General features: G+C 61.0%; 18 protein-coding genes. 5 read left to right on the top strand and 13 right to left on the bottom strand.

All coding sequences use genetic code 11. The features are described 5' to 3' along the window. Window positions 1-27: 27 nt before the first annotated feature. The gene (locus TERRO_RS22545; protein ID WP_081490560.1) at window positions 28-183 is read left to right on the top strand and encodes an energy transducer TonB; all 156 of its coding nucleotides are present in this window, start codon (window positions 28-30) and stop codon (window positions 181-183) included. Between the two features lie 9 nt (window positions 184-192). Here TERRO_RS22545 and rlmN read toward each other — a convergent pair whose 3' ends face one another. From rlmN to yajC, 11 genes are all read right to left on the bottom strand, one after another. After that, the gene (gene rlmN, locus TERRO_RS00325) at window positions 193-1,401 is read right to left on the bottom strand and encodes a dual-specificity RNA methyltransferase RlmN (protein ID WP_014783988.1); all 1,209 of its coding nucleotides are present in this window, start codon (window positions 1,399-1,401) and stop codon (window positions 193-195) included. Between the two features lie 98 nt (window positions 1,402-1,499). Beyond that, the gene (locus TERRO_RS00320) at window positions 1,500-2,321 is read right to left on the bottom strand and encodes a tetratricopeptide repeat protein (protein WP_014783987.1); all 822 of its coding nucleotides are present in this window, start codon (window positions 2,319-2,321) and stop codon (window positions 1,500-1,502) included. Window positions 2,322-2,686: 365 nt separating this feature from the next. Continuing rightward, window positions 2,687-3,124, bottom strand: coding sequence for an ExbD/TolR family protein (locus tag TERRO_RS00315; protein WP_014783986.1), 438 nt, complete (start codon window positions 3,122-3,124; stop codon window positions 2,687-2,689). 79 nt (window positions 3,125-3,203) lie between these two features. After that, window positions 3,204-3,626 (bottom strand): ExbD/TolR family protein, encoded by a 423-nt coding sequence (locus tag TERRO_RS00310; RefSeq protein ID WP_014783985.1) that lies wholly within the window; start codon window positions 3,624-3,626, stop codon window positions 3,204-3,206. 126 nt (window positions 3,627-3,752) lie between these two features. Continuing rightward, window positions 3,753-4,508, bottom strand: coding sequence for a MotA/TolQ/ExbB proton channel family protein (locus tag TERRO_RS00305; protein WP_014783984.1), 756 nt, complete (start codon window positions 4,506-4,508; stop codon window positions 3,753-3,755). A 137-nt stretch (window positions 4,509-4,645) separates the two neighbouring features. Beyond that, window positions 4,646-5,383 (bottom strand): energy transducer TonB, encoded by a 738-nt coding sequence (locus tag TERRO_RS00300; protein ID WP_014783983.1) that lies wholly within the window; start codon window positions 5,381-5,383, stop codon window positions 4,646-4,648. A 271-nt stretch (window positions 5,384-5,654) separates the two neighbouring features. Then, window positions 5,655-6,281 (bottom strand): hypothetical protein, encoded by a 627-nt coding sequence (locus TERRO_RS00295; protein ID WP_014783982.1) that lies wholly within the window; start codon window positions 6,279-6,281, stop codon window positions 5,655-5,657. Window positions 6,282-6,306: 25 nt separating this feature from the next. Then, window positions 6,307-7,704 (bottom strand): amidohydrolase family protein, encoded by a 1,398-nt coding sequence (locus tag TERRO_RS00290; RefSeq protein ID WP_014783981.1) that lies wholly within the window; start codon window positions 7,702-7,704, stop codon window positions 6,307-6,309. Window positions 7,705-7,808: 104 nt separating this feature from the next. Beyond that, window positions 7,809-8,759, bottom strand: coding sequence for a protein translocase subunit SecF (secF, locus tag TERRO_RS00285; protein WP_041592786.1), 951 nt, complete (start codon window positions 8,757-8,759; stop codon window positions 7,809-7,811). 45 nt (window positions 8,760-8,804) lie between these two features. Then, window positions 8,805-10,376: a protein translocase subunit SecD gene (gene secD, locus TERRO_RS00280; protein ID WP_014783979.1), complete on the bottom strand. Its 1,572-nt coding sequence runs from the start codon at window positions 10,374-10,376 to the stop codon at window positions 8,805-8,807. Between the two features lie 101 nt (window positions 10,377-10,477). Next, on the bottom strand, window positions 10,478-10,795 hold the full coding sequence (gene yajC, locus TERRO_RS00275; protein ID WP_014783978.1) for a preprotein translocase subunit YajC: 318 nt from the start codon (window positions 10,793-10,795) through the stop codon (window positions 10,478-10,480). Window positions 10,796-11,086: 291 nt separating this feature from the next. Between yajC and TERRO_RS00270 the strand changes: the two genes are divergently transcribed. From TERRO_RS00270 to TERRO_RS00255, 4 genes are all read left to right on the top strand, one after another. Next, on the top strand, window positions 11,087-13,165 hold the full coding sequence (locus TERRO_RS00270; protein ID WP_014783977.1) for a glutaminase family protein: 2,079 nt from the start codon (window positions 11,087-11,089) through the stop codon (window positions 13,163-13,165). Window positions 13,166-13,633: 468 nt separating this feature from the next. Next, window positions 13,634-13,891, top strand: a complete 258-nt coding sequence (locus TERRO_RS00265) for a hypothetical protein (protein ID WP_014783976.1) — start codon at window positions 13,634-13,636, stop codon at window positions 13,889-13,891. 117 nt (window positions 13,892-14,008) lie between these two features. After that, a complete protein-coding gene (locus TERRO_RS00260) occupies window positions 14,009-14,191 on the top strand; it encodes a hypothetical protein (protein ID WP_014783975.1) in 183 nt (60 codons plus the stop codon). After that, window positions 14,191-14,853, top strand: coding sequence for a Fic family protein (locus TERRO_RS00255; RefSeq protein WP_014783974.1), 663 nt, complete (start codon window positions 14,191-14,193; stop codon window positions 14,851-14,853). The genes TERRO_RS00260 and TERRO_RS00255 overlap by 1 nt, the downstream gene beginning before the upstream one ends. Window positions 14,854-15,071: 218 nt before the next feature. On the opposite strand, the gene TERRO_RS00250 is transcribed toward TERRO_RS00255, so the two are convergent. Further along, window positions 15,072-15,470, bottom strand: coding sequence for an arsenate-mycothiol transferase ArsC (locus tag TERRO_RS00250; RefSeq protein ID WP_041592374.1), 399 nt, complete (start codon window positions 15,468-15,470; stop codon window positions 15,072-15,074). Between the two features lie 208 nt (window positions 15,471-15,678). Then, window positions 15,679-16,611, bottom strand: coding sequence for an arsenite methyltransferase (arsM, locus tag TERRO_RS00245; protein WP_014783972.1), 933 nt, complete (start codon window positions 16,609-16,611; stop codon window positions 15,679-15,681). Between the last annotated feature and the right edge of the window lie 47 nt (window positions 16,612-16,658).

Below are 16,658 nucleotides of genomic sequence, written 5' to 3'. Positions count from 1 at the left end.
CGCGGACGCTGCCGCGTGTGGTGAGGGATTCGTGATCTGGAGCTGATCTCAGCCCCAGATCACTCTCTGACCGATGCAGCCATGGACGCCGTTCGACATTGGAGGGACAAGCCTTACGTTCTGGCAGGCGTTCCTACCGAGGTGGATACGACCATCACCGTGAACTTCTCTTTTAGCCGGTAGAGGCGTTTGCTAGGCGGTGAGCTGTACGAGGGTTTCGGCTGGCTTGTCTGGCTCTACGGTTCGCTTGAGCTGGCCGCAGGCGGCGTATATGTCGCGGCCGCGGGGGCGGCGGATGTAGGTGGGCAGGCCGTTGCGGATGAGCGTTTGCTGGAAGATATCGACGTGTTCGGGTGTCGGCTGTGTGTAGGCGATGCCGGGGCCGGGGTTCCAGACGATGAGGTTGACCTTGGCGTGCATGCCTTTGAGGAGTGCGAGGACCTCGTGCGCGTGCTGTGGCTGGTCGTTGATGCCGCCGAGGAGAACGTACTCAAAAGTGACCCAATCGCGCTTGGTCATGGGGATCTCACGGACGGCGTCGAGCAGTTGCTCGATCTTCCACTTGCGCGTGATGGGCATGATCTGCTCGCGGACTACGTTGTTGCTGGCGTTGAGGCTGAGCGCCAGGTTGGGGCGGATCGTCTCCTGGGCGAAGCGGCGGATGGCGGGCTCGATGCCGCTGGTGCTGACCGTCATGCGGGAGGCGGGGATGCCGATGCCCTCGACGAGGAGCAGGACCGACTTCATGAAGTTGTCGTAGTTCAGGAAGGGCTCGCCCATGCCCATGAAGACGAGGTTGATGCGGTCTTTCCCGATCTGTACGCGGTGGCGGTTAAGGACGGCGGCGACCTGGCCGGCGATCTCGCCGGCGGTGAGGTCTCGGCGGATGCCGAGTTTGGCCGTGAGACAGAACTGGCAGTTGACCGCACAGCCGACCTGGCTGGAGATGCAGATGGTGGCGCGGCGGTAGCCGGCTTCCGCGAGGGCGCCCCAGTTGCGCTTATCAACGGGCAGGCCTCGGGCGTCGAGCTTGCGGGAGCTGGTGAGTCGACTGTCGGCACGGTGGTCGGCGGAGTCTTCCGCGTCGTCGGTGTTCTCGACGCCGTCGCCGTCAGGCATCCAGACGGTCTCGACCGTTTCGCCGTCTGCCATGCGCATGAGATAGCGCTCGGTACCGTCGACGGAGACGGCGGTCTGCACCATCTGTGGCAGCTCAATGGCATAGTCGGCGGTGAGGTGCTGGCGGAGTTCGGCGGGAAAGGTGGTGATGTCGTCGACGGTATCGACACGCTGCCGGTAGAGCGCGTCCCAGAGCTGGCGGGCGCGGTAGGGCTTCTGCCCGAGCGCCGTGAGCAGCTCAGTCAGTTCTGGCAACGATTTGCCAAAGAGGGCGGCCATCATTCTTAGGATATATGGGCCGGGAGGGCTGCGCCGTGCAAAGGGAAGCGGCCTCCCGATTGGGGAGGCCGCTGGGCAATTCCGATGCCGTTGGACGTGACTTACTGCGCCACGACCTGGCCCTTCGTAGCCTTTTCTTCCTTCTTCTGCTCGTTGATCTTGCGAGCGCCCATTGCGTCCTGGCTTGCCTTCTCTGCGTTTGCGATGTCCGCCTTCACTGCTGCGGGATTGCCGCAGTCCAGATCGGCCTTGCGGCGCCAGGTAAGGTTCAGGTACTGCAGAGCGTCGTCATACGTGGTGTTCAACGTTGTCGCCTGCTGCAGGTGCTTAAGACCGTCCTCGACGAGAGCGGTGTTCTGCTCCTTGATCTTGGCGCAGGTGGCCTTGCTCATCTTCGGGTTACCGTCGCCAGCATCGGTCAGGCCGTCCGCAGCGAGTGCCTTGCGGGCGTTGTCGTACGCTTCGATCCAGTCAACGACGCCGATGGTGTAGTGGGCTTCCGCGTCCTGGGGATCGACAGCGATGACCTGCTGTTCGTAGTCCTTCGCTTCAGGGTACTTCTTGATGTTGCGATAGATCGAGGCAAGCTGCTGGAGCGAAACCTTGTCTCCGGGATGTGCAGCGAGGTAATCCTTGAAGCCGGTGATGGCCATGTTGGCCATCTTCATGTTGTTGGCATCTTCAGCATTGGGCACAACCTGGTACGAGTACGCGGTTGCCAGGTACAGCTTCGCCGTGTCATACGTCGGGTCGTACTCGATCGCCTTCTGAAAGGCGTTGGTCGCCTGCTCATACTGCGCATTCTTGAACGCCGCAACGCCCTTGGTGAGCTGGTCGCGTGCCTTCAGCTTGGCGCAGCCGGTCAGCATTCCAAGCGACAGCAGAAGAGCGGCCGTGGCGGATACACGTGCGTTAGCTTTCATTGAGCGAATGATCTCCTTCAAATGCCGCATACGAGCAGGGTAGGTCGGTAGAGACGCTGGGCCGGGGAAGGCCTTGCGTGGAGTGATTGTAACCGCAGACGAACACGGCTGACCAGCGGTGGAAGTACAAAACGCGGTGTGCCGAGAGGGCCAGACCGGCAGGTTTCTGTAACGTTTCAGCGCCGGTTACCGGAGCGACGGGAGCAAGAGAAAATGAACATCAGAACTACGCCGACGAAGTGTGAGATGACCCCTCACAGCGGTAGCCGGTAGAAGCATTACGATTTCGGAATCGGTACTAAGAGGTATATCAGGGAAACGAAAGAAGGGCGATGAAAGTCTCATCGCCCCTCTGTCAATTGTGATTACTTGCCGGATTCAACAGCGGGCGTGATGATGCCGATGTTATCGACGCCGGCCGCGTGGCCGTCATTGATGACAGGCAGGATCTGACCGAAGTCGAGGTCCTTGTCGCCCTTTACGAACATCACCTTGTCGTTGCGGACCGAGAAGATCTCAGTCAGCTTTTCCGTCAGCTGCGACAGGTTGACGACGTCTTCGTTGATCTTGTACGAAGGGCCGGCAGCACCGTTAGGCTGGACTTGAACGACGACCGTACGCTGGTCGGGCTCTTTGTCCTTATCCTGGTTTTTGGGCGGCTGAGGCACAAGCGTGTCCAAACCGCGAACCGTGTTGGGCTGGATGACCATGAAGATGATCAGCAGCACCAGAAGAACGTCGATAAGCGGGGTCACATTAATATCTGACCGTGCACCGCTACCGCCTCCGCCTCCCATACCCATGGTGTATCTCCTGTTGGCCGCGCTTGGCGGCCGGTTCCGAAACTTGTTCCTGCCCTTTTGAGGGCAGATGCTGCTGAAGTTAGATCAGCGGCTTGTCTGCGAGCATGCCGAGCTGGCTTACACCCGCTGCACGAATACCGTCGATGGCTTCCATGACCTTGCCGTAGTTCGCGCGGTTGTCACCGCGGAAGTACACGCGCTTGTCGGTCTTGTTTTCGAGCTTGGCCGAGATCTTGGGGCCGAGGTCGGAGCCTGTGACCTGGTCGCCACCGAGGAAGGTTTTACCGTCGCGGGTAACTGCAACGACGACTGAATCTTCCTTGTTGGCGTCTTCCATCACGACGGCGGCGGCGGCCGGCGGCAGTTCGACGTTAACCTTGTTGTTCAGCATGGGGGTGACGACCATGAAGATGATCAGGAGCACCAGCATCACGTCCACCATGGGCGTCACGTTGATGTCTGAGTTGACCTTCTTACCTTCGTCACGAGTTGCCTGTGCCATAGAAGCGACTCCGTCCTGATAAAGCTAATGTTGCTGTCGAGACCGGAGCGAGTGAGGAGGCGGCCTGCGGGGACTGTTTCCAGCCCCTGCAGGCCTCTTCGTTTCTCGCGTCGAGTCCGCTTCCGTTTAGCGCTGCGACTGCTTGATGAAGTAGTCGACGAGCTCCGACGAGCTGTTGTCCATCTCCACGTCGAAGGATTCAACCTTGTTCGTGAAGTAGTTGAAGCACATAACGGCGGGGATGGCGACGAGCAGACCGAATGCGGTCGTAACCAGAGCTTCCGAGATACCGCCGGCAACTGCGCCGATACCTGAGGTCTTCTGCGTTGCGATCTGCTGGAAGGCGTGAAGAATACCGATAACCGTACCGAAGAGGCCGATGAAGGGAGCGGTCGAACCGATGGTTGCGAGCGAACCCAGGCCGCGCTTCAGCTTGGCGTGAACGATGGCTTCCGAACGCTCAAGAGCGCGCTTGGAGGACTCGATCTGCTCGTCGGAGATAGCGCCACCCGAACCGTAGGAGCGGAACTCCTGCAGGCCAGCGGTAACAACCTCAGCGAGGTGCGACTTCTTCGAACGATCTGCAACCTTGATTGCTTCGTCGAGACGGCCATCCTTCAGAGCGCCTGCGACCTTCGGAGCGAACTCGCGGGACTGCTTGCGGGCTGCCGAGAAGTAGAGTGCGCGATCGATCATGACCGCGAGCGACCAGATCGACATGATGAAGAGGATACCGACGACGACGAGATCGATCCAACCCATGTTCTTGAGCATGCCCAGAACTGAGAAGCCGGAGGAGGCAGCGCCGCCCTCTTCCTGAAAGAACATGCCAAGGGTGGCGGGTACATGAGCGAAGCTTGCTGCTGCGTGAGCGAGAATCACGAGAATCAGTCCTCCTGAGTTGTTGGTGCGTAGAAGAAGGTGTGCAGGGTCCGGCCTGATAGAAAGCAAGGCCCTGCGAATCGAAGCATTTCCCTTGAGACGTTACGGTGTGGGGGCCGCTTACGTCCCTGCGGTCATTAACCGCCGAAGGAGAAGTTTACGGTGATGGTCGTGTCGACTTCCGTCGGCTCGCCGTTCAACATATAAGGCTTGTACTTCCAGGTCTGCACAGCGGCGATGGCGTTGGCGCGAAGCATTTCCGGACCGGAGACCACCGACAACTGTTCAACCGAACCGTTCTTGGAGATGATCGCGTGCAGGATCACCGAACCTGAGACGTGAGCAGCCTTTGCAATCGGCGGGTAAACCGGCTGCGTCTTGGTGATGACCTGACCAGCCATAACGCCGCTGGAGATCTTCGCCGGGCCCGTGGGCTTGGGCGGAGCAGCCTTCACCACCGGAGCGGGTGCAGCACCGAGACCGAGACCGCCCATGATGCCGCCGGCCGAACCGCCGGAGGCTCCCATGCCAGCTCCAGCAACACCTGCGACGTTAGCCGGCGGTGGCGGATCTTCATGGGTCATGTCGATCTTTTTCGGGATCTTGGTTGGAGCGGTGAATGCATCCATCACGGCCACAGCCTTGACCACCTTAACGATCTGCGCCGGTGGCGGCGGAGGCGGAGGCGGTGGGGGCGGCGGCGGTGCGGAGAGCATGGCCGTCATGGCCGTCTTCGGCAACGCGTCCGGATAGAGCAGCGGGATCAGAATCATCACCGCGACGATAGCGAGGTTGAAGGCGCCCGTAAGCCACATGTAACGGGTCGACTTCGACTTCAACTTTCCGGAGGACTCTACCAACGAATCTTCAAACATATGCAACCCCAATCTGCGAGAGGTAAAGCTGCGACTGTAGACACCGCGTGTTTCTAATTTGTTCCCGGCGGTAGAAAGATAATTTCTAAGAAGTTTCTCGGAGCACCGAACGACCGACGGAGGGTACGTCGAACCGATGAGCTTGACGAGAGGCAAATAGTATCGCGATGAACTTACATCTGGCAAATGCAGCGAGGTTAGCGCTTACTAAAGGCAAATAACGCGCCTGGTCAGAGATGTGTTTTGTTCGTGTTCCTATGGCGGTGGAGACTCAGCTTGCGGCTGCGTTTCCGTAGCTTGCGGGTGCTGGTAATTGTGTCTGGGCCTCGCGATAGCTTGCTACATTGCCGCGGAACAGCGGGTGACCGTCGAGGCGTGTTGCGGCTTCTGCAATCTTTGAGAGTCCGGTGCGACGCAGAAGGCGTTCGCCCGGATCTGACGCAGCGATGGCGTAGATGTTTCCGACTTGATCGATTGGGCAGAGGTGCGCGAGGGTGGTGAGGAATGTCTGCTCGAAGAGCCTGGTCATGGGTCTGCGTGCGCCGAGGAATGCGGGGTCGACGACGATGCTCTCCCAGTGCAGATCGCGGATGGCGTGAGACTCGGCGGCAGGAATGAGATCCTCAGGCCGGATGTCTTTCTCGAGAAGATTGCCGCTGACGAAGAGCTGCATGACTGCCGGACGGAGCGGCAGGATGTCGAAGTTGCCGATGCGCTGTTCGCCATGCCAGAAGGTGAAGAAGCCGTTGGGATTGCCGTGGAACCAGCCGAGCATGGTGGCTTCCGGGATGACGTCGAGCCCCTGGTAGACGCGTTGACCAAGCGCTGCGGCCCAGCGTATGTCCTCTTCGCGGGCGCGCCTTACCTGGTACAGCGATGTCGATGCGGCGTGTTGCATGGTGCTCTTTCCTGCTGCGGCTTGCTTACTTGTGAGCTGCCCATGTCTTTAGCTGCTCGCGCAGAGACGCGAGCTCTGCGGTGCCGTAGAACTGTCCGTCTGCTACGACGGCAGCGATCTTTCTTGTATTGCGGATGTCGACGAGTGGGTTTGCCTCGAGGAGAAGCAGGTCGGCGAGTTTGCCCTGCTCGACGGTGCCGAGATCGGCGCGGCGATTGAGGAAGACGGCCGGGTTGAGCGTAGCTGTTTGCAGCACCTGCAGCGGCGTGAAGCCTGCGTCTACGAAGCGTTCCAGTTCGCGGTGGAGGCTGGCGCCGGGGATGAGATCGATGCCAGCGGGCGTGTCTGTGCCGGCGAGGAAGGGAACGCCGGCGGCGTGGAGCCTGCGAACGATTCCCAGCTCGTGCGTGACGAACTGCTCGCGGACTGGTGCGGGGTCGGTGTCCATGGTGTGGGCGAGCGTCTTCGCGAAGCCTGGCCATGCTGTGGTCCAGGATGCCGGGGCGTAGGCGAGGTCAGGATCGTCGGCGTAGTGCACTTCATCGGCAAGCCACTGGCCGCTTTCCCAGAAGAGCGTGGGGCACTGCCAGACGTGGTGATCGGCAAGCTGTCGGATGATGGCTGCTTCGCGAGCAGCGTCGTAGGTGGCGAGGAACATGCCGGGCTTCTTGGTGCCCTTGGCGTAGGAGCTCTTCAGGTAGGTCGGTTCGTCGGGCGAGCTGGCTTCGAAGATGCCGATGAGGTGCTCAAAGCTGAGCTGGCCTGCGGCGACGGACTCCGATGCGCTGACTGCGTCGGGGACGTGACCGACGAAGGTCTTGCCCAGGCGCTTCGTTTCGGTGACCGCGGCGAAGTAAGCGTCGCGCGGCATGTCGGACTGGATCTTGATGAAGTCGGCACCGTGCCGGAGGAGGGTGTCAACGACCTTCACTGCGTCCGTGGCGTTGGTGGTGGCGATGGATCCCGCGTAGGTTTCGCCGGGGCCGTTGAGCATGGGGCCGGAGACCCACAGGCGCGGCGCGGTGAGGCGGTGTGCCGCGGCCTCGTTGCGGGCTTGCACGATCTTGTCGAGATCGCTGCCCATGTCGCGGATGCCGGTGACGCCGTTGGCGATGAAGAGCGGAAGGATGAGGTCTGTGCCTTGCGCGGCGGTTTTGCCGTAGTAGACGTGCGTGTGCATGTCCCACAGGCCAGGGATCAGGTACTTTCCGCGCGCGTCGATGATGCGGCCGGTTGGGTGTGACAGCTTTCTGCTGGGAGCGATCTTCGCGATGCGGTTGCCGTTGACGACGACCGTCCTGTCCGTCGCGATGTTGCCCGTGACGGTGTCGATGACGTTCACGTGTGTGAACGTGAGCGTCTGCGCGGACAGCGGGAGCGCGGAGAGCAGCAGCGCGAGGGCGTGGATGGGACGCAGCAGCATTTGCACCTGGGGTTCTCTGTTGAGGAGTCTAGCGTGGCGTTGTCTGTTTGAGGCAAAGCAAAAGGGACACCCGGAGGTGTCCCTTGCTGGTGTTTGTTGCGACGCTAGATGGTCGCCTTGCGACCCGCGGTGAGCTGCGTGCTCTTGCCCTTGCTGGCGCGCCAATCCTGGTAGGCGACGAGCATGGGTGCGGCGACGGCGATGGACGAGTACGTACCGATGAGGATGCCGACGACGAGCGCGAACGAGAACGCGTGAAGCACCTCTCCGCCGAAGATGAAGAGTGCGAGCACGGTGAGGAAGGTGAGGCCCGACGCAATGACGGTTCGGCTCAACGTGTCGTTGATGCTGCGGTTAACGATCTCGGCCAGCGACGCGCGACGCATCAGTTGCAAGTTCTCGCGGATGCGGTCGAAGACGACGATGGTGTCGTTCATGGAGTAACCCACCAGCGTGAGGATGGCGGCGACGACGGTCAATGTGATCTCGATGTTGAAGAGCGAGAAGAAGCCGATGGTGATGAGCGTGTCATGGAAAACGGCGATGACGGCGGCGGCACCATAGATGAACTCAAACCGGAACCACAGGTAGACGAGCATGCCGGCGAGCGACCACAGCACGGCCCAACCGGCCTGGCGCGTCAGCTGCTTGCCTGCCGTGGGACCGACTGTGTATGCGTCTTCGATCTTGTAGGACGAGTCGTGATAGTTGCTGGCGAGGGCGCCGACGACGGCAGTACGCGCGGAGTCCGCGTTGCTGTCATTGGACTGCGGCAGGGTGATGACCGCCTCGTTGCCGGTGGAGCCACCGCTGAGGCGCTGGATGCTGGCATCGTGGATGTTGGCACGGTCCATTGCCTGGCGCAGGTGGTCTTCGTTGGGCGGCGTCGGGAAGGAGACGCGCACCTGCGTGCCGCCCTTGAAGTCGATGCCCACGGGAACGTGGTGCCAGAAGAGCATGCTGAGCACGCCGGCCACGGAGAAGATAAGGCTGAAGCCAAGAAAGAACCACTTCTTGCTGAGCCAGTCGATTTTTACGTCGCGAAACAGTTCCACGTCTTTGAACCTCATGGGCCGCGCGATGGTCGGCGGCCTTCGAACTTAGATCGACAGTGCTTCGCCGCGCGTCTTGCGGTTGAGCACGCTGTCAAAGATCACGCGCGAGACGAACACCGCGGTAAACAGGTTGGCAAGCAGACCGAACATCAGTGTGACCGCGAAGCCACGCACCGGGCCCGTACCAACAAAGAACAGGATCAACGCCGACACGATGGTGGTGACGTGCGTGTCGAGGATGGTCGTCCAGGCATGCTCGAAGCCATTCTTCACGGCTGCGCTGGCAGGCTTGCCCGCGTGGATCTCTTCGCGAATACGCTCGAAGATCAGCACGTTGGAATCGACGCCCATACCGATGGTCAGGATGACGCCGGCGATGCCGGGCAGCGTGAGCGTGGAACCGGTGAAGCCCATGAAGCCGAGCAAGATGACCAGGTTGAGGATCAGCGCGAGATCTGCGTTGATGCCTGCGCCGCGGTAGTAGACCAGCATGAAGATCATGACGGCGAACATACCGACGACGGAAGCGATGATGCCCTGACGAATGCTTGCCGCGCCGAGCGAGGGTCCGACGGAGTGCGTCTCAAGGAAGGTGATGGATGCGGGCAGCGAGCCCGTGCGCAACATCAAGGAAAGGTCTGCAGCGGTCTGCTTGTTGAAGCCGCCGCCGCTGATCTGTCCCTGGTCGCGGATGGCGCCGTTGATGGTGGCGACTTCCTTCACACGGTTGTCGAGCACGATCGCCATCGACTTGCCGATGGAGGTGCTGGTGTACTGGTAGAAGCGGTCGCCGGCGCCGGTGGTGAGGCTGAACGAGACGTCCGGGCGGCCTGCTTCATCCTGCGAGGCGCGTGCGTCACGGAAGTCCGGGCCCTGCACGATGGCGATGCGCTTGAGTGCGTAGTAGTCCTGCGCCTCGGCCGTGTTGCCGCCCTGCACCAGGATGGCATCCGGCTGCATGGCTGTCTGTGCGTCCTGCAGGCTGGTGTACGGTCCGCCCTCAACTTCGTGGATCTCGAGGCGTGCGGTCGACTGGATTACGTCGCGGACGCGGTCGGGATTGTCGATGCCGGGCAGCTCGACGAGGATCTGATCTTCACCGAGGCCGTACTTCTGGATGACCGGCTCGGCCACGCCCAGCGAGTCGACTCGGCTGCGGATGGTCTCGATCGAGGTGTCGAGCGTGCGCTCGCGCAGATCTTTGATCTCCGCCAGCTTCATCGACATCTTGTAGCCGTCGGCGGTGGAACTGATGTCGTAGGCGCTGTACTCGGTACCGCTGAGCGCAGACTTGACGGCCTGCATCTCTGCGGAAGAGACGCCGCTGATGACGATGACGGGCTGCGATGCGTCTGGCTTGGTGGCCTTGGCGTTCGAGGCGACCTTGGCAACAGCAGCCTGCGCACGGACCAGGTCGTTGTCGCTATTGGCCGCGACTGCCTCCGCGGTGTGCACCTGCAGCACAAGGTGAGTGCCGCCGCGCAGATCGAGACCGAGGTGAATGCGGTCGGTCAGCGTCTGCTTCAGGGAGCCGTGGGGAATACCAAAGATCCCGTACAGGAAGACCAGGAGGATGGCGATGATGGCGATGATCTTGCCGTTCAGATTCTTCTGCATGTCTCTCTCAACAAAGATCGGAGGCTCGTGCGCGCCGCGGCTCAGGGTACCCGTTCATGACGATCGAAGGTCACGGCGGAGCAGAGCCGGGCGCTCGACGACTACTTCTCCGTCTCGTCGTCCTCCGTGGTTACGGACGCGATGGCGCTCTTCAGAACTTCCAGCTTGACGCCGTCGGGCAGGGTACGCACGATGACGGCGTCGTCCTTCAGGTTCAGGATGGTGCCGCGCAGGCCGCCGGTGGTGACGACGCGGTCGCCGGACTTCAGGCTGGCCAACATCGCGTTCCACTTCTTCTGCTTGCGCTGGTTTGGAATGGCTGTCAGCAGCACCATGCCGACGAGCAGCACAGGCAATAACAGACCAAGATTGCCGAATCCACCGGCCTGTAAGAAGAAGAGGGCAAACACTGCGTGCACTGGGAACTTCCTTGCTCTTGTTGTCTCGCGGCGCAGGCGGAAGTACGTACCGGCCCAACGGACAAATTGATGGCACCAGATATTCGGGATTTGCGCGGCACGGAACAGCCGCCAGCGGGGCGACAGAAAACACCAGCCGGCAAACAGACAAAGGGGTGCTAGTCCAATATCGTCGCGGAATCAGGGCGGGGTGTCAAGGATTACCGGCTTTGTGAATCACTCTTCACACCCCGGCTTTCCCTGCGCTGCACTCGCGTTGCTATGCTTCTCAGGAACCTGAAGGAGCTTTCTATGCGTTTGCTGAAGTGTGCGTTGCCGTTTGCGCTGTTGTTCTCCTCGCTGGCCTACGGGCAGGCAGACCGCCGGCCGCCGGCAACACCGCTGATCGCGCACGATCCTTACTTCTCCGTATGGAGCTTTGCAGATACGTTGACTGCGGAGCCGACGAAGCACTGGACCGGACACCCACAGCCGCTGGACAGCCTGGTGCGTGTGGACGGTAAGTCCTTCCGCATCATGGGCAACAACCCACGTGACGTGCCTGCGATGGAGCAGACTGGCAGCGAACTGACGCCGACGCACACGCGTTACCACTTTGCGGGCGGTGGCGTTGCGGTGGACCTGACATTCTTCACGCCAGCGTTTCTGAACGATCTGGACCTGCTGTCGCGGCCGGTGACGTATCTGACGTGGACGGCGCACAGTACGGATGGCCAGCCTCACCAGGTCTCTGCCTTCCTGAATGCCAATGACGAGATGGCTACGAGCTTCTCCGGACAGCCGGTGACGTACTCGCGGCAGCAGACGGGAAACCTGACCGTGCTGTCGGTCGGGACGCAGAGCCAGAACGTGCTGAACCGCTCGGGCGACGACCTGAAGATCGACTGGGGCTACTTCCACATTGCGGTGCCGAACGCTGCGGTTGCCAAGACTGCGCTGAGCGGACGGACTGCGCAGGCGTTTGCCAAGGACGGCATGCTCGCCCCGGCGGACGACATCGATGGTCCCGCGCCGAACACCAAGGCGAGGACGGAGATGGCAGTCAGCGTTCCGTTCGGCAGCGTTGGTACGCAGCCTGTGTCGAAGTTCGTACTGATCAGCTACACGGACACCTTTAGCATGGAGGTGCTGAACCGGCGGCTGCGGCCGTGGTGGCAGCGTGACGGCAAGCCTGTCAGCGAGATGCTGGAAGAGGCTCTGCGCGACTACGAGAAGCTGGACGCGCGCGGCGACTCCTTCGACAAGCAGTTGATCGCGGACATGACGAAGACGGCGGGCGAGCACTATGCGTGGCTTTGCACGCTGGCTTACCGGCAGTCGATCGCGGCGCACAAGCTGATCGCCGATACCGATGGACAGCCACTGCTGTTTTCCAAGGAGAACTTCTCCAACGGCGATACGGCGACGGTGGACGTCTTCTATCCGAGCGCGCCGATCTTCCTGTTCTTCAACCCGCGACTGCTGCATGCGCAGGTGCTGCCGATCCTGGAGTACGCTGCCTTGCCGAACCGCTGGCGGTTCCCGTTCGCACCGCACGACCTTGGTCGTTATCCGCTGGCGAATGGCCAGGATTATGGCGGTGGCGAGAAGACCGAGGACGATCAGATGCCGGTAGAAGAGAGCGGCAACATGATCCTGCTGGTGGACGCGCTGGCTCGGCTGGAGCCGAACGGCGACGGTGTGAAGCTGGCAGAGAAGTACTGGCCGCAGCTTACGCAGTGGGCTCAGTATCTTCACGCGCACGGTCTCGATCCGGAGAAGCAGCTGACGACCGACGATTTTGCGGGTCATGTGACGCACAACGCGAACCTGTCACTGAAGGCGATTGACGCGCTGGCTGCTTATGCGGACCTGAGCCGCCTGCTACATCACGATGCGGACGCGAAGAAGTACAACGCGGACGCGCACGAGTACGCGAAGAAGTGGATGGAGATGGATCGCGAGGGCGACCATTACAAGCTGGCCTTCGACAGTCCGAACACGTGGAGCCAGAAGTACAACCTGGTGTGGGACAAGCTGCTGGGCTACGACCTGTTCCCGAAGTCCGTCCGCGAAAGCGAGCTGGCTTTCTATAAGACCAAGCTGAACGTCTACGGCCTGCCGCTGGACAGTCGCAAGGACTACACGAAGCTGGACTGGGAGCTTTGGACGGCGACGCTGGCGGACGACCCCGCCACCTTTAACGCGCTGGTCGATCCGCTGTACAAGTGGGCGAACGAGACGACGAGCCGCGTGCCCATGACCGATTGGTACGACACGAAGACCGGCAAACAGAGCGGCTTCCAGGCGCGCAGCGTTGTCGGTGGGCTGTTCATCAAGGCTCTGGCGGACAAGCCGCTTGCGGAGAAATATCGCAGTGCTGTGAAGTAGATCCCTGTTCGAGATCTGACGCGAGGGGGAGGGGGGGTACCCCTCCCCCCTCTTTTTCGCAAAAATCAGATTCGAAAGGACTTAGCCTGCGGGGTATCGCTAAAAATCAGATTCGAAAGGGGTTACAGGCAAAAATTAGATTCTAAAGGAGTTAGCTCTACGGGCCCGAGCGTCGCCCGGAGTATGTCCCTGGGCTTCTCTTTCTATTGTAGTGACCCGGCGGAAATTACCCGCCAACTTGATGTCGTTTGTAATGTGTCATTTAGGTCCTGCGGGGGCTTGACAGGATATCCGCCGCTGCCTGGCGGCCGTGGATTGGTGTCTCTCGAACGGCCAGATCGGGTCCCGAATGCTTCGTCGACGCGCGGCGGCGGAGAGGACGGTCGGTCGATCTCCTAGGGCGATAGGGGGTTGCGGGAGGCAGGGTTTGCGCGTAAGTTCAAACTTCGGCGCGAGAGGAGACTGACGATGCCTGTGCTCGACGTGGAAGCCTGCAAGTCGTTCGTTTACGCCAACCGCATTATTGCCGACCACTTCAAGGCAACGGCGCAAGAGGTGCTGGAGGCGGTGCAGACGTTTGAAGATACCGACACCCGCCTACGTCTGGCAGACCTTTCCCGCACCGCGGAAGAGCGCGCAGCCCAGCATGAGAACCTGGCGGAGTTGCAAGAGCGGGATATGGGTGTCCGATGCCACTGCCCGAACGTTGCCGTACGCGCTGTGTAGGTGGCTTCTCGGACGGTCTTTTCCGCCTTTGAAATGCATCTAGATGTACCCACCTTCGTCGGACCACGGTAGATTTGCGGAGTGGGTGATGCTACGCTTTCGTCGGAGCAAATGAATATGTCCCCACAACTCCAAGCACTCATCGACGCAGCGCGTACCCGGCCCTTCAGTTCCGAGGAGCGGGAGGCGCAACGGCGCAGCTTTGCCTACGGCAACGCGAAGATCGAGAATGACCGCATTACGCGAGAGATGGTCGCTGAGCAGGATGAGATTTTGAAAGCGGAACTCCGAACCCGCTGATGACCGACCCGATTCGCCACAGCAAGGCTCGTGAAGCCGAACTGATTAGCGACCCGGACGACCTCGCACGACAAGAAGCCTTCAATGTCCTTCGCCAGTTCTCGACCGTGGTCGAGATGGTAGAGACCTTCGTTCTACCTGCGCGACAGCCGTTCCGCTTCCGCCCATCCCATATGTTGCACCTGCACAGGGCTGCGCTGGAGGGAATCTCCAGTTACGCGGGGAACTTCCGACCGTCTGCGATTGAGATCGGCGGCAGCAAACACCAGCCGCCACCGGCGCACATGGTGCCTGAGTTCATCGAAGAGTTATGCGACTACGTGAACGAGAAGTGGAAAGAGAAAAGCCCTCTCCACCTAGCCTCGTACGTGATGTGGAAACTTAACTGGATCCATCCGTTTACCGATGGAAATGGTCGGACGTCTCGCGCGGCTGCCTACATGATTCTCTGCACCAAGCTTGGCTACGTGCTGCCCGGCCACCGCACGATTCCTGACCAAATCGCAGAGAACAAGACGCCCTACTACAAGGCGCTGGAAGCCGCTGACTTAGCTTGGAATAATGGCGTCATCGATTTGACTGCTATGAAGGCTCTGCTGAGTTCCATGCTGGCGGAACAGTTGAAGGCTGTTCATGACGACTCGGGGATCGGTGAGGACTGACGAGCCAGGCGGCGTGCGATTCCTTTGCAGCGAGTGCCACATGATTCGCGGACAGGACCGTACTGGTGACGCAGCGGGACTTCGGGATGAGAAGCGCTTTAAGCGCTGACATTGACTACCTTACCGCTGCACTGCGGATGGATGTTTCAAAAGCGTTTGCGACATCGACGCTAACCGCTCCTAGATGGGGACACTGTCAAGCTGGCATTCGAACACTGTTACGCAAGAACTTCCCGGCTGAGGAGTTCCTGGACGCGGGTTTTTATGTCGTCGCGGATGGTGCGGACTTGTTCTGCTGAGAGGCCTTTGGGGTCCTGGAGGGGCCAGTCTTCTCTGCGTAGGCCGGGGATGTAGGGGCATTGATCGCCGCAGCCCATGGTGATGAGGAGTTGGGCTTCGCGGGCGAGGGCTTCGGTTAGTTTCTGGGGTTTGGCGTGGCTCAGGTCCATGCCTATCTCCTGCATGATGGCCTGCACCTCAGGGTGGACCCGTTCGCCTGGCTGCGTGCCTGCCGAGATGGCCTGGGCCTTTTGCGGGTCGGCGAGCTGATTGAAGAAGGCGGCTGCCATCTGGGAGCGGCCTGCGTTGTGGACGCAGGCGAAGATTACTTTGAACATGGGATTTCCCTTCCTTGCTTTCTTGCCTGTTGCGTTCAACGCGCACCCTGTCTTGTCCGTCAAGACCAGCACGCCACGCTGTCCTGCCCGTTCACGGCCTCGAATTGGTCACTCAATTTGTGTGGCGGGATGGCAGTGCTGGACGTGCCGGGGTGCTGGGTCCGAGGCAGCGGGATCGCTCACGGAATCGGACCCAGTTGCATCGGGATCAGTCGCAGCAGCCAGGGGCGCAGCATAGCTTTGTCGTTGTAGTTTCGGCGGACTGGGGTTTGATGGCGTAGACCTTGACGCTGGCGGCGGCTGCGTTGACGTTGTACTGGCTCAAGAGGTCGGTTAGTTCTGCGTGGAGTGTGGGCTCTTCCGTTTTGGTGATGCCACTGATTCCGATGGGCGTTGCGGGCGTGCAGCAGGATTCGCCTGCCATGGCGGGGGAGCAGCAGCCGGACTGGTTTTCGACCTTGGCGTAGGCGTTGAGGTCGGCGCCACTGTCGACGATCTGGACGTGCTGGAAGCCGGCGGCGAGCAGGCCTGCGCGGTAGTCGTCGATGAGGATGGCGCCGGCGATGCAGCCAACGTAGGCAGCCATGCTTTGGGCGACGGCTGCGGGCAGTTCGGATTTGAGTGCGATGTCGCTGACGGCGAGGCGGCCGCCGGGTTTGAGGACGCGGGCGATCTCACGGAAGACGGCCGGCTTATCGGGCGCGAGGTTGAGGACGCAGTTGGAGATGACGCAGTCGACGGAGGCGTCGGGCAGCGGGATGCGGTCGATGGTGGACTGGTGGAACTCCACATTGGTGTAGCCGCCAGACGAGGCGTTGGTGCGGGCCCGGTCGATCATGGCGGGTGTCATGTCGATGCCGATGGCGCGGCCGGTGGGGCCGACGAGTTTCGCGGCGAGGAAGACGTCGAGGCCGCCGCCGGAGCCGAGGTCCACGACGACCTCACCCGCTCTCAGGTGGGCGGTTGCCGTGGGGTTGCCACAGGAGAGGCCCATGTTGGCTGCGGCTGGGATGGAAGTGAGCTCTTCCGCGGAGTAGCCGAAGGCCTCTGCGACGGCCTGGACGCCGGCGTCGTTGTTGGTGAGCGTGCTCTCGGCAACTGCGCCGTATTTGGACCGAACGGAATCGAGGATCTCTGGCATTTGTTGCCTCCAACGTATCTGCTGAGGCGAATGTATTCCTTGCCTAC

It is taken from the genome of Terriglobus roseus DSM 18391, assembly GCF_000265425.1.
GTDB lineage: Bacteria > Acidobacteriota > Terriglobia > Terriglobales > Acidobacteriaceae > Terriglobus > Terriglobus roseus.
The sequence above is the reverse complement of the archived record's forward strand: the minus strand, read 5'-3'. Positions and strand labels throughout refer to the sequence as shown.